Below are 12,289 nucleotides of genomic sequence, written 5' to 3'. Positions count from 1 at the left end.
CAGGGAACTGCTGTGCCATGCAGCCCGGTTTTCACCTGCCGGCGAGGCCGGCTGAGGGCTGCCGGCCCAATTGCAGTACGCTCGTACTGCTTGAGCACGTGTCCCCCGAGAGGAGCGCCGGCCGATGGCGAAGATCAAGGTAAACAACCCGGTCGTGGAGCTCGACGGCGACGAGATGACCCGGATCATCTGGAAGCAGATCCGGGAGCAGCTGATCCTGCCCTACCTCGACGTCGACCTGCACTACTACGACCTGTCGATCCAGTACCGCGACGAGACCGACGACCAGGTCACCATTGACGCCGCCAACGCCATCAAGGAGCACGGCGTCGGCGTCAAGTGCGCGACCATCACCCCGGACGAGGCCCGGGTCGAGGAGTTCGGCCTGAAGAAGATGTGGCGGTCGCCCAACGGCACCATCCGCAACATCCTCGGCGGCGTCGTCTTCCGCGAGCCGATCATCATGTCCAACGTGCCGCGGCTGGTCCCCGGCTGGACCAAGCCGATCATCATCGGCCGGCACGCCCACGGTGACCAGTACAAGGCCACCGACTTCGTCGTCCCCGGCCCGGGCACGGTGACCATCACCTACACCCCGGCCGACGGCGGCACGCCGATGGAGATGGAGGTCGCCAACTTCACCGGCGGCGGCATCGCCATGGGCATGTACAACTACGACGAGTCGATCCGGGACTTCGCCCGGGCCTCGTTCCGGTACGGCCTGGACCGCAACTACCCGGTCTACATGTCGACCAAGAACACCATCCTCAAGGCGTACGACGGCCGGTTCAAGGACATCTTCGCCGAGGTGTTCGAGACCGAGTTCAAGGCGGAGTTCGACGCCGCCGGCCTCACCTACGAGCACCGGCTCATCGACGACATGGTCGCCGCCGCGCTCAAGTGGGAGGGCGGGTACGTCTGGGCCTGCAAGAACTACGACGGTGACGTGCAGTCCGACACCGTGGCGCAGGGCTTCGGCTCGCTGGGTCTGATGACCTCGGTCCTGCTCTCCCCGGACGGCCGTACCGTCGAGGCCGAGGCCGCGCACGGCACTGTCACCCGGCACTACCGGCAGTACCAGAAGGGCGAGAAGACCTCGACCAACCCGATCGCGTCGATCTACGCCTGGACCCGGGGCCTGGCCCACCGGGGCAAGCTGGACGGCACGCCGGCGGTGACCGAGTTCGCCAACACCCTGGAGCAGGTCATCATCGACACCGTCGAGGGTGGCCAGATGACCAAGGACCTCGCGCTGCTCATCTCGCGCGACGCCCCGTGGCTGACCACCGACGAGTTCATGAACGCGCTCGACGAGAACCTGGCCCGCAGGCTCGCCGCCTGATTCGACCGCACCGCACCGGAGCCCGTCGGCACCCGCCGGCGGGCTCCGGCGTGTCTGCCGGCTGACACGCCCGCGGCGTCACCCCGGCCTGGCACGCCTCGTTGACCAGGGTGGACGAGATGCCAGTCGCGTCCAAGGAAGGTTGACCGCGGTCGACCGCGGATGCGTGCCGATCAGCCAGCCTTCCCGGCTGTGACGTGCACAGCCAGCCGTCCCTTCCCTGCGGGGGGCCCTGTCCCGGGCCCCCCGCGCCCTGTTTCCCGTCAGGCCCGTCGCTGGTCCTGCCCGTCCGCCGGGCTCAGGCGGCGCGGAGCAGCTCGGCGGCGCGCTCGGGGGAGATGTCGTTGATGAAGACGCCCATCCCCGACTCGGAACCGGCCAGGTACTTCAACTTGTCCTTCGCCCGCCGGATGCTGAACAGCTGAAGGTGCAGGTGGCCCAGCTCGCGGTCGATCCGTACCGGCGCCTGGTGCCACGCCGCGATGTAGGGCATCGGCATGTCGAACAGGCCGTCGAAGCGGCGCAGCAGATCCAGGTAGAGCGGCCCGAAGGCGTCCCGCTCGCTGTCGTCGAGCGCCGGGATGTCCGGCACCACGCGCCGCGGCGCGACATGCACCTCGAACGGCCAGCGGGCCGCCGCCGGAACGAACGCCGTCCAGTGGTCGTTCTCGGTGACCACCCGCTCACCGGTCTTGCGTTCGGCGGCCAGCACGTCCGCGTACAGGTTGCCTCCGCCGGTCCGCTCGGCGTGCCGGCGGGCCGCGGCCAGCAGCGCCCGGGTGCGCGGCGTCACGAAGGGGTACGCGTAGATCTGCCCGTGCGGGTGGTGCAGGGTGACGCCGATCTCGACGCCCCGGTTCTCGAAGCAGAACACCTGCTCCACCCCGGGCAGCTCGCCGAGCACCGCCGTCCGGTCGGCGAGCGCGTCCAGAACGGTGCGGACGCGACGCGGCGGGAGGCTGGCGAAGGAGGCGTTGTGGTCGGAGGTGAAGCAGACCACCTCGCACCGGCCCAAGCCCGGCCGGACCGGCGTGAAGGGGGTGATCTCCCCGGGCTCGTCGGCGACCCGGCCGCTCAGCGAGGGGAACCGGTTCTCGAAGACCACCACGTCGTAGTCCGGCGCGGGGATCTCGGTCAGCCGGTCGCCCACCGACGGGTCGAGGGGGCACTCGTTCGCCGGCGGGAGGAAGATGCGGGTCTGCCGGTGCACGGCCACGGCCACCCACTCGTCGGTCAGCGGGTCGTAGCGCAGTTGCGACGCGGGTGGCGGTGGCGGCAGGTCCCGGCGGTCCGGCTGGTCGCGGACGGCGTCGTCGTTCTCGTCGAAGTAGATCAGCTCCCGGCCGTCGGCCAGGTCGATCGCGGTGCGCTTCACGTCGCCGTCTCCTCACTCGTCGGCGTGCGCGTCGCGCGGCCCGCCCTTGTTGCCTTCACCATGATCAGTTCGCCCACCTGTTCGCCGAGTACCCGTCGTGCGGGCGGAGGCAACGCCTCGTCGCTGACCAGCACGTGGGCTGCTGCCAGCTCGACGATCGAGGAGATGCCCACGGTGCCCCACTTCGTGTGGTCGGCGAGCACCACCAGCCGGTCCGCCGCGGCCACCAGCGCCCGGTCGATCTCCGCCTCCATGAGGTTCGGGGTGGTGAAGCCGGCCCGCTCGGTGATCCCGTGGACGCCGAGGAAGAGCAGGTCCAGGTGCAGCCGCCGGACGGCGCCGACCGCGAGCGGGCCGACCAGCGCGTCCGACGGTGTCCGTACGCCGCCGGTGAGCACCACCGTCTGGTCGGGCCGGCCTCCGCCGTGCAGGATCTCGGCCACCGGCAGCGAGTTGGTCACCACGGTCAGGCCGGGAACGTCCACCAGACGGCGGGCCAGTTCGGCGGTGGTGGTGCCGGCGGAGAGGGCGACCGCCGCGCCGGGCCGGACGAGTTGCGCCGCCCGGTCCGCGATCGCGGCCTTCTCCGGCAGTTGACGAACCGACTTGGCGTGGAAGCCCGGCTCGTCGGTCGAGCTGGGGCCGGCCGCGGTGGCGCCGCCGTGCACCTTGGCCAGCAGGCCGCGCTCGTGCAGGGCCTCCAGGTCGCGGCGGATGGTCATGTCGGAGACGCCGAACTCGGTAGCCAGGTCGGTCACCCGGACGCCACCGGAGGACCGTACCCGATCCAGGATCGCCGACTGCCGCTGCTGAGCGAGCATCCGCCGTGCCTCCCAGGGGTCCACGTACTCTCACGCGGTCGAACGTGTTCCAACAAAGATGAACACTAGCGCGTGCCTGGAACCGGCGGAAGGAAAGGGGTGGACCGACGCGTCAGGCCGACTGGATCTTCAACTCCACCCAGCCGCTCTCGGTCAGGTGGTGCAGCACGGCCTGCACCGCGTCCGCGACGCTCAGGTGGGTGGTGTCGAGCACCAGGTCCGCGTCCGTCGGCTCCTCGTACGGGTCGTCGATGCCTGTCATGCCGGTGAGCAGACCGGCGCGGGCGCGGGCGTACAGGCCCTTGCGGTCCCGCTGCTCGCACACCTCCAGCGGCGTCGCCACGTGCACCAGCACGAAGCCCGCCCCGGCGGACAGGGCCATCTCCCGTGCCGTCGCCCGGGCCGCCGCGTACGGGGCGATCGGGCAACAGATGCCCACACCGTGGTGCCGGGCTATCTCGGCCGCCACCCAGCCGATGCGGCGGACGTTGAGATCCCGGTCGGCCTTGCTGAAGCCCAGCCCGGCGGAGAGCTCCCGGCGTACCACGTCACCGTCGAGCAGGGTCACCGTCCGGTCACCGCTCTCGCGCAGCGCGTCGGCCAGCCCTCGGGCGATTGTGGACTTGCCGGAGCCGGAGAGGCCGGTCAGGAAGACCACCAGCCCTCGGTGCCGGCGCGGTGGCCGGGAGCGGGCCAACTCCTTCGCCACCGCCGGAGGCGTGTGCCACTCGGGCAGCGGGAAACCCCGGTCGAGCAGGTCGTCGATCTCGTCCTGGGTGAGCGCGAGGCGCCGGTTACGCGGCGGGATGTCCTCCCGCCAGCGCCACTGCCCGTCCCGGTTGTCGTACGCCAGCTCGCGCGGCACCAGCACCCGCAGCCCCGAGCCGGAGAGCATGTCCCCGGTCGAGAGCAGGTGGGTGACCCCGTACGCGGCGGAGACGCGCGCACGCAGCAGAGCGTCGCTGATCTCCTCCCGGCGGTGCGACAGCGGCACGGCCACCAGGGTGGCCGGGGGCATCCGGTCCCGGGCGGCGAAGATCGTACGCACCAGCGCCTCCGGCGCGAGCCCGCCGACACCACCCTCACCGACCGGGATCATCACCAGCAGGTGCGCGGCCAGGGTGCGGGCGGCGTGCGCGATCTGGGCGAGCTGCGGTCGGTGCAGCGGACGGTCGGCGATGACCCCGAGCACCCGGCCCGGGGGCAGCAGCGCGCGGACCTCCTCGGGGCTGCGCCGCAACCGCTGGAACGGGCCGTGACCGGCCTCGCCGAGCCGGCGGAGCTGGCCACCCAGTCCCGCCACGCCCTCGCGTACCGGCCAGACGTCCGCGACGTCCAGAGCGGCGACCGGGGCCCCCTCGCCGTCGGTCAGGACCAGGGCCCGGCGGGCCGGATCGCGCGGGTCGAAGCCCTGCGCCAGCGCGGCCGGCACCTGCAGGGTCACCGGAACCTGCCACGGCGTGCCGTCGGCCAGCCGGCCGCGTCGGCTCACCGACACCAGGTCGGCACGGGTCATGAAGCCGGTCAGGGGGGCGTACGCGCCGGTCAGCAGCAGCTCCAGATCCGCGAGCTCACCGGGACGCGGCGTGTACGCCGGCGCGTCCCGGAGCACCTCGTCGGGCAGCACCCAGCCGTTGCTCATCCACACCCCCCACTCGCTGACCGGCACACAGTTTCGCAGCCGACCGCCGATCGGTCGAGGCCGCCACTCCACGATCCGGACGGTCGGGTCAGCGGCGGACCCCGGCGACCCACCGCCGACCGCAGCCAGTTCCGGAGTTTGCGCTCGTCGCGGATCCGCGGAGGTTCGTCGTTGCCGTCGGCGGACCTTAGGGGTGGGCCGCCGCGAGGATCAGGGGAGGGCCGGGGGCGTGCCGGTGTCGTTGGGGGGCATCGACTCCCTACGCTGGCGTCGTGACACTGATCGCGACCCAGTCGCTCACCAAGACGTACGGAGGTCGGGTCACCGCGCTCACCGACCTCACCGTCGCCGTCGAGCCCGGGATCATCGGCCTGGTGGGCGCGAACGGCGCCGGCAAATCCACCTTGATCAAGATTCTGCTCGGCCTGATCGCCCCGACCAGCGGTCAGGTCTCGGTGCTCGACATCGACCCGACCACCGAACCGGCGGCGGTCCGTGCCCGCGTCGGCTACATGCCCGAGCACGACTGCCTCCCACCGGACCTGTCCGCCGCCGAGCTGGTGACCCACCTCGGCCGGATGAGTGGCCTGCCGCGTACCGCGGCCCGCGAGCGCGCCTCGGAGGCGCTGCGCCACGTCGGGCTCTACGAGGAGCGCTACCGCCCGGTCGGCGGCTACTCCACCGGCATGAAGCAGCGGGTCAAGCTGGCCCAGGCGCTGGTGCACGACCCGGACCTGCTGCTGCTCGACGAGCCGACCAACGGGCTGGACCCGGCCGGCCGCGACGCCATGCTGGCCCTGGTGCACCGGATCGGCACCGAGTTCGGCATCTCCGTGCTGGTCTGTTCGCACCTGCTCGGCGAGGTGGAGCGGATCTGCGACACGCTGATCGCCATCGACGGCGGCCGGCTGCTGCGCGCCGACAACATCTCCGCGATGACCTCCGCCACCGACGTGCTCGCCGTCGAGGTCAGCGAGGGCACCGAGGAGCTCGCCGCCCGACTCGCCGAGCTGAAACTGCCTGTCGCGCGGGACGGGCGACTGCTCCTCGTGCCGCTCGCCGACGACGGCACCTACGACCTGATCCTCGGCGCGGTCGCCGAACTGGACCTGCCACTGCACCGACTGGACCAGCGCCGGCACCGGGTGGCCGAACTCTTCGCGACGAGGGAGCTCTCCCATGCCTGAGCCGACCGCAGCCGCCGTGCGCCAAGCGCCGACAGGCGTCATCCACGACATCGGCTACCAGCGCTACCAGGGCCCGAGGCTGGGCCGCCGCCAGGTCTTCGGCGCCCTCTACCTGCACGGGCTGCGCACCGCGTTCGGGTTCGGGCGCAGCGCCAAGGCCAAGATCTTCCCGTGGCTGGTGGTCGGCATCGTCTCCCTGGTCGCGGTGGCCCTGGCCGCGGTACGCAGCCAGATCGGCGAGCCGGTCGCCACGTACGCCCAGTTCGCCGACGCGATGAGCTGGCTGGTCATCTTCTTCGTCGCGGTGGTCGCTCCGGAGCTGGTCTCCCGCGACCTGCGCAGCGGTGTGCTGCCGCTGTACTTCTCCCGGCCGCTGCCGCGCTCCGACTACGCGCTGGCCAAGCTGCTGGCGCTGGTCACCGCCCTCTGGCTGCTGCTCGGCGGGCCGCAGCTGCTGATGTTCCTGGGTGCCGCGTTCACCACCAAGCAGGGCATGCGCGGGGTGTGGAACGAGCTGCTCGACCTGCTGCCCGGGCTGCTCTACGCCGGGCTGTGGGCGCTGGTCTTCGCCTCGGTCGGTCTGCTGGTCGCCTCGCTGACCGGTAAGCGCGCCTTCGCCGCCGGTGGGGTGGTGGCGGTCTTCCTGATGACCACCCCGATCGTCGGGGTGCTGAGCATCCTGCCGTCGCGCGCCGCCAACGAGCTGGCCGGGCTCGCCTCGCCCTCCACGCTGGTGCAGGGGGTGGGCATCTGGTCGCTGGGTGACCTGCTGGTCGAGGGCGATCCGGGCGAGATGATGATCGGCGGGTTCGGCCCGGTCTACGCGCTGGCCGCGGTGCTGTTGGTCGCCGGCGCGACAGCCCTCCTGCTCGCCCGCTACCGGAAGGTCGCCTCCTGATGAGCACGCTGAGCCTGACCGGGGTGTCCCGGTGGTACGGCAACGTGGTGGCCGTCAACGACATCAGCATGGCCCTGGGGCCGGGCGTGACCGGCCTGCTCGGCCCGAACGGCGCCGGCAAGACCACGCTGCTGCACATGATGGCCGGGTTCCTCGCCCCGTCGCGCGGCACGGTGACCCTCGACGACGAGCCGACGTGGCGCAACCCCGACGTCTACCGGCGGCTGGGGCTGGTCAGCGAGCGGGAGGCGGTGCAGGGCTTCCTCACCGCGTACGAGTTCGTGCTCGCCAGCGCGAAGCTGCACCGGCTGCCCGATCCGGCGGCGGCGGCACGACGGGCGATCGACCTGGTGGAGCTGGAGTCGGCGCAGGACCGCCGGATCGGCACGTACTCCAAGGGCATGCGCCAGCGGGCCCGGGTGGCCGCGGCGCTGGTGCACGACCCGCAGGTGCTGCTGCTCGACGAGCCGTTCAACGGCATGGACCCGCGCCAGCGGCTGCACATGATGCAGCTGCTGCACACCCTGGGTGACGCCGGCCGGACGATCCTGTTCAGCTCGCACATCCTGGAGGAGGTCGAGCAGGTCTCCGGAACGGTGCAGGTGATGGTGGCCGGGCGGTTGGCGGCCTCCGGCGACTTCCGGACCATCCGTCGGTTGATGACCAACCGCCCGCACGTCTTCGCGGTGCGGTCGACCAACGACAGGGCGCTGGCCGTCGCGCTGATCGCCGAGCCGTCGGTAAGTGGGGTCGAGTTGGACCCCACCGGCCTGACCGTGCGGGCCGGTGACTACGGCGCCTTCACCCGGGCGCTGCCCCGGATCGCGCTCAAGCAAGGCATCCGGGTGCGCCAGCTGGTGCCGTCCGACGAGTCCCTGGAGAGCGTCTTCTCCTACCTGGTGGAGGCCTGACATGTCGACAGTTACCTGGATCACCGCGCGCGGGCTGTTCGGCCGGCGTCGGTTCCTGCTGCTGCTCCCGCTGCCGTTGGTGCTGCTCGGGCTGGCCATCCTCTGCCGGTCGCTGGGCGTGGACCCGGGCGAGTGGGGGCCGCCGGTGCTTGTCGGTCTCGGGCTGGCAGTGGTGCTGCCGGTGGTGGCGCTGATCATCGGCACGGGCGTGCTGGGCGCCGAGATCGACGACGGCACCGTCGTGCACATCCTGACCAAGCCGCTGCCGCGCTGGCAGATCGTGCTGCCGAAGCTCGCGGTGGCCGCCGGGGTCACCGCGGTCACCGTCGCGGTGCCGCTCTACGTCGCGGGCGTGCTCGCCGATTCGGTACGCCTCGGACTGGCCCTGGCGTTCGCGGCGGCGCTCGGGGCGCTGGCGTACTCGGCGCTGTTCCTCGCGCTCAGCCTCGTCACCCGGCGTCCGGTGCTGCTCGGCCTCGTCTACGTGCTCATCTGGGAGGGGCTGCTGGGCAACTTCGTCAGCGGCACGAAGGTGCTCTCCATCCAGCAGTACGTGATCGCCCTCGCCGACCGGCTCGCCCCCAGCGGGCTGCTGGAGACCAGCGTGTCGGTGCCGGTCGCCTCCGTGATGACCGCTCTGGTCAGTGTCGGCTTCACCGTGCTGGCGATCGACCGCCTGCGCTCGTTCAGCGTGGCCGGCGAGACGAGCTGAGGTAGGTGCGGGGTACGGTTCCGGCCAGCCCCCCACGACGGGTAGGGCTGGCCGGATGGACCCGACGGGGTGCCGAAGCCCAGGCTAATTGGTGTGAGCGTCGAAGCGGAGTGGACATCGTTGGCTGAGCCGTACTCCCGGAGCAGCCGGCCGTGGCTCACCAGCCTGGCGGTCGCCGGCCTGGCGTGCGCGACTGTCGCGACGGCCGCCCAGGGCAGCGGCCGGTTCCACTGGTGGGCCGTCTTCATCCTGATCCCGGCCGCGCTGATCGCGGCCAGCGGCGGGCCGTTGCTGGCCCGGGGTGGCGGCCGGGCCTTCGCCGGGTACGTCATCGCCTGCGTCGGCACGCTGGTGTTCGTGGTGGGCGCGTTGCTGATGTTCGGGGCGATGGGGAAGGGCTGGCCGCTGCTGGTGGTGCTGCCCTGCCTGGCGGTCGCCGGCACGTACGGCTGGCGGGCCGCCCACCCGCTGGCCCGTGGCCTGCACCGCGCGGTGGGGCTGCTCGCGCTCACCGGCGCGCTGCTCGGTGTGACCCTGCAACTGATCCACATCCGTCTCGTCCACCTGGAGACGGGCTGGTGGGGCGTGTTCCTGATGCTGGCCGGGGCGATCGTGCTGGGTAACGCGGGCGAGCTGACCCGGCATCGGATGCCGTACCGGCTCCAGGCGATCACCCTGCTGGTCGGCCCTGCCGTGGCGGCCATCCTGCTCGGCCTGCGCTTCCTGCGCGGCTGGTGAACGACAGTCCGCCGCCGCCCGTGTGTGCGGGCGGCGGCGGACGCCGGTCAGAACGCGCAGGCGATGACGAGTTCCGGGGTACGGTCGGGCAGCAGGTCGAGTTTGCCGATCCGGCCCGCCGCCCGTAGGTCGTCGGCGACCAGGGTGAGCTGCTCCAGCAGCGCCGCCGGGCCCAGCGCCTCGGCCAGCGGCACCTCCGCCTTCATGGACAGCTTCCGCTCCGACTTGGCCCGCCGCACCTGGCCCAGCGCGTCACCGGCGAGCCGCAGCAGCGCCTGATCTCCCGTCCCCTCGATCGTCCGGGCCACCTCGTAAGTGGTGGGCCAGGGCGCCCGATGCACCGACCCGTACCGCCACCACGACCAGACCTCGTCGGTGACGTACGGCAGCACCGGCGCGAACAGCCGGAGCTGCACCGAGAGCGCGCAGGCCAGCGCGGCCCGCGCCGAGTCGGCCGCCGCCCCCGTGCCGTACGCCCGCTCCTTGACCAACTCGATGTAGTCGTCGCAGAAGCGCCAGAAGAACGCCTCGGTGGCCTGCAACGCGGCCGTGTGGTCGTACGAGTCGAAGGCGGTGCTCGCGGCGCTGACCACGGTGCCCAGTTCGGCGAGCATGGCCCGGTCCAGCGGGGCGGTCGCCACTGCCCGCAACGCGTCCCCCGCGCCCAGGCCGAGCGCGAACTTCGACGCGTTGAGCAGCTTGGTGGCCAGCCGCCGGCCGACCTTGATCTGCGCCGGGTCGAAGGCCAGGTCCATGCCGGGCTTGCCGCTTGCCGCCCAGTAGCGCACCGCGTCCGAGCCGTGCTGTTCCAGCAGCGCCAACGGGGTGACCACGTTGCCCTTGGACTTGGCCATCTTCTTGTGGTCCGGGTCGAGGATCCAGCCCGACAGCACGGTGTCCCGCCAGGGCAGCACCCCGTGCTCGAAGTGCGATCGGACCACGCTGTCGAACAGCCAGGTCCGGATGATCTCCTGACCCTGCGGGCGCAGGTCCATCGGAAAGACCTGCGCGAACAGGGCCGGGTCGGTCTCCCAGCCACCGACGATCTGCGGGGTCAGCGACGAGGTGGCCCAGGTGTCCAGCACGTCCGGGTCACCGAGGAAACCGCCCGGCTGGCCGCGCTGCGACTCCTCGTAGCCGGGCGCCGGATCGCTGGACGGGTCGACTGGCAGCGCGGACTCGTCGGGCGTGAGAGGGTGGGACCAGTCCGGCTCGCCAGCGTCGTCGAGCCGGTACCACACCGGCACCGGCACCCCGAAGAAGCGCTGCCGGCTGACCAGCCAGTCCCCGGTCAGGCCGCCCACCCAGTTGTCGTAGCGGTGCTTCATGTGCGCCGGCACCCAGTGCAGCTCCGCGCCCCGGGCCAGCAGCGTCGCCCGCAGGTCGGCGTCCCGCCCGCCGTTGCGCAGATACCACTGGCGGGTCGAGACGATCTCCAGTGGCCGGTCGCCGCGTTCGTAGAACTTCACCGGGTGGGTGATCGGGCGCGGCTCGCCGATCAGGTCACCGGCGTCGGCGAGCATCGCGACGATCTCCCGGCGGGCGCCGTTGACGCTCTGCCCGGCCAGCGCCGCGTACGGCGCCGCGGGCACCCCGGTCGGCGGCTCCGGCACCAGCCGGCCGTCGCGGCCGATGACCACCCGCGTGTCGAGGTCGAGATCCCGCCACCAGGTCACGTCGGCGAGGTCGCCGAACGTGCAGACCATGGCGATGCCGGTGCCCTTCGCGGGGTCGGCGAGCGGGTGGGCGCGCACCGGCACCTCGACGCCGAACAGCGGGCTGCGCACGGTCGCGTCCACCAGGTCGGCGTACCGCTCGTCGTCGGGGTGGCAGACCAGCGCGACGCAGGCCGGCAACAGCTCCGGCCGGGTGGTGTCGATGAGCACCTCGCGTCCGCCCGGCCCGGTGAACCGCAGCCGGTGGTAGGCGCCGGGGCGCTCCCGGTCCTCCAACTCGGCCTGGGCGACAGCTGTGGCGTAGCCGACATCCCACAGCGTCGGCGCCTCCGCCTGGTACGCCTCACCCCGGCGCAGGTTGCGCACGAACGCCCGCTGGCTGGTGGCGCGGGCCACCCGACCGATGGTCGTGTACGTCAGGGACCAGTCCACCGAGAGCCCGAGCCGCCGCCAGAGCGCCTCGAAGACCTGCTCGTCGGCGACCGTCAGCCGCTCGCACAGCTCGATGAAGTTGCGCCGCGAGATCGGGGTGGGGTTGCGGCGCGCGGCTTCGTCGACAGGGGTGGCCGGGGGACGCCACACCGGGTCGTACGCCAGGGCCGGGTCGCAGCGCACCCCGTACACGTTCTGCACCCGACGCTCGGTGGGCAGGCCGTTGTCGTCCCAGCCCATCGGGTAGAACACGGCCTTGCCGCGCATCCGCTGGTAGCGGGCGACGGTGTCGGTGTGCGTGTACGAGAAGACGTGCCCCATGTGCAGCTCGCCCGATACGGTCGGCGGCGGGGTGTCGATGGAGTACACGTCCTTCCGCTCCCGGGAGCTGTCGAACGCGTACGTGCCCTCCTCCTGCCAGCGACGCGCCCAGCTCTCCTCGAGCCCGTCCAGGGTCGGACGCTCGGGGACGCCGGCGCGGGCGGTCCTCGCCGTATCGGTCATCTGCCGATCGTAGGCATCAGCAGGGTGTCGAGCCACGGACTTGCGCATCGC

General features: G+C 71.9%; 10 protein-coding genes. 6 read left to right on the top strand and 4 right to left on the bottom strand.

Features of this window, described 5'->3' with window-relative positions:
• The first annotated feature begins 124 nt into the window (after positions 1 to 124).
• The gene (locus tag AB0B97_RS16415; RefSeq protein WP_234583889.1) at positions 125 to 1,342 is read left to right on the top strand and encodes an NADP-dependent isocitrate dehydrogenase; all 1,218 of its coding nucleotides are present in this window, start codon (positions 125 to 127) and stop codon (positions 1,340 to 1,342) included.
• A gap of 298 nt (positions 1,343 to 1,640) precedes the next feature.
• Here AB0B97_RS16415 and galT read toward each other — a convergent pair whose 3' ends face one another.
• From galT to cysC, 3 genes are all read right to left on the bottom strand, one after another.
• Positions 1,641 to 2,717, bottom strand: coding sequence for a galactose-1-phosphate uridylyltransferase (gene galT / locus AB0B97_RS16410; RefSeq protein ID WP_357494354.1), 1,077 nt, complete (start codon positions 2,715 to 2,717; stop codon positions 1,641 to 1,643).
• Positions 2,714 to 3,538: a DeoR/GlpR family DNA-binding transcription regulator gene (locus tag AB0B97_RS16405; protein WP_234583887.1), complete on the bottom strand. Its 825-nt coding sequence runs from the start codon at positions 3,536 to 3,538 to the stop codon at positions 2,714 to 2,716. The genes galT and AB0B97_RS16405 overlap by 4 nt, the downstream gene beginning before the upstream one ends.
• Positions 3,539 to 3,650: 112 nt before the next feature.
• Positions 3,651 to 5,180: an adenylyl-sulfate kinase gene (gene cysC / locus AB0B97_RS16400; RefSeq protein WP_357494351.1), complete on the bottom strand. Its 1,530-nt coding sequence runs from the start codon at positions 5,178 to 5,180 to the stop codon at positions 3,651 to 3,653.
• Positions 5,181 to 5,452: 272 nt separating this feature from the next.
• Between cysC and AB0B97_RS16395 the strand changes: the two genes are divergently transcribed.
• From AB0B97_RS16395 to AB0B97_RS16375, 5 genes are all read left to right on the top strand, one after another.
• Entirely contained in the window at positions 5,453 to 6,367 is a 915-nt protein-coding gene (locus AB0B97_RS16395) for an ABC transporter ATP-binding protein (RefSeq protein ID WP_234583884.1), read from the top strand.
• Positions 6,360 to 7,265 (top strand): ABC transporter permease, encoded by a 906-nt coding sequence (locus tag AB0B97_RS16390; RefSeq protein ID WP_234583883.1) that lies wholly within the window; start codon positions 6,360 to 6,362, stop codon positions 7,263 to 7,265. The genes AB0B97_RS16395 and AB0B97_RS16390 overlap by 8 nt, the downstream gene beginning before the upstream one ends.
• Positions 7,265 to 8,176 carry an ABC transporter ATP-binding protein gene (locus tag AB0B97_RS16385; protein WP_234583881.1) on the top strand — a complete coding sequence of 304 codons (912 nt, stop codon included), beginning with the start codon at positions 7,265 to 7,267 and terminating at the stop codon, positions 8,174 to 8,176. Before AB0B97_RS16390 ends, AB0B97_RS16385 begins: the two co-directional genes overlap by 1 nt.
• 1 nt (position 8,177) lies before the next feature.
• Positions 8,178 to 8,888 (top strand): ABC transporter permease subunit, encoded by a 711-nt coding sequence (locus tag AB0B97_RS16380; protein ID WP_234583880.1) that lies wholly within the window; start codon positions 8,178 to 8,180, stop codon positions 8,886 to 8,888.
• A gap of 93 nt (positions 8,889 to 8,981) precedes the next feature.
• The gene (locus tag AB0B97_RS16375; protein WP_234583879.1) at positions 8,982 to 9,626 is read left to right on the top strand and encodes a hypothetical protein; all 645 of its coding nucleotides are present in this window, start codon (positions 8,982 to 8,984) and stop codon (positions 9,624 to 9,626) included.
• A 47-nt stretch (positions 9,627 to 9,673) separates the two neighbouring features.
• Here the strand turns inward: AB0B97_RS16375 and valS are convergent, their stop codons facing one another.
• Positions 9,674 to 12,238 carry a valine--tRNA ligase gene (valS, locus tag AB0B97_RS16370; protein WP_357494348.1) on the bottom strand — a complete coding sequence of 855 codons (2,565 nt, stop codon included), beginning with the start codon at positions 12,236 to 12,238 and terminating at the stop codon, positions 9,674 to 9,676.
• Between the last annotated feature and the right edge of the window lie 51 nt (positions 12,239 to 12,289).

It is taken from the genome of Micromonospora sp. NPDC049004, from assembly GCF_040649315.1.
Lineage (GTDB): Bacteria > Actinomycetota > Actinomycetes > Mycobacteriales > Micromonosporaceae > Micromonospora.
This window is presented reverse-complemented; position numbering and strand designations above follow the sequence as displayed.

What these genes read in the sequence shown, in the direction of transcription:
- cysC (WP_357494351.1), bottom strand. Translation starts at nt 5,180, where the DNA reads ATGAGCAACGGCTGGGTGCTGCCCGACGAGGTGCTCCGGGACGCGCCG.
- AB0B97_RS16405 (WP_234583887.1), bottom strand. Translation starts at nt 3,538, where the DNA reads ATGCTCGCTCAGCAGCGGCAGTCGGCGATCCTGGATCGGGTACGGTCC.
- AB0B97_RS16415 (WP_234583889.1), top strand. Translation starts at nt 125, where the DNA reads ATGGCGAAGATCAAGGTAAACAACCCGGTCGTGGAGCTCGACGGCGAC.
- AB0B97_RS16385 (WP_234583881.1), top strand. Translation starts at nt 7,265, where the DNA reads ATGAGCACGCTGAGCCTGACCGGGGTGTCCCGGTGGTACGGCAACGTG.
- AB0B97_RS16390 (WP_234583883.1), top strand. Translation starts at nt 6,360, where the DNA reads ATGCCTGAGCCGACCGCAGCCGCCGTGCGCCAAGCGCCGACAGGCGTC.
- valS (WP_357494348.1), bottom strand. Translation starts at nt 12,238, where the DNA reads ATGACCGATACGGCGAGGACCGCCCGCGCCGGCGTCCCCGAGCGTCCG.
- AB0B97_RS16380 (WP_234583880.1), top strand. Translation starts at nt 8,178, where the DNA reads ATGTCGACAGTTACCTGGATCACCGCGCGCGGGCTGTTCGGCCGGCGT.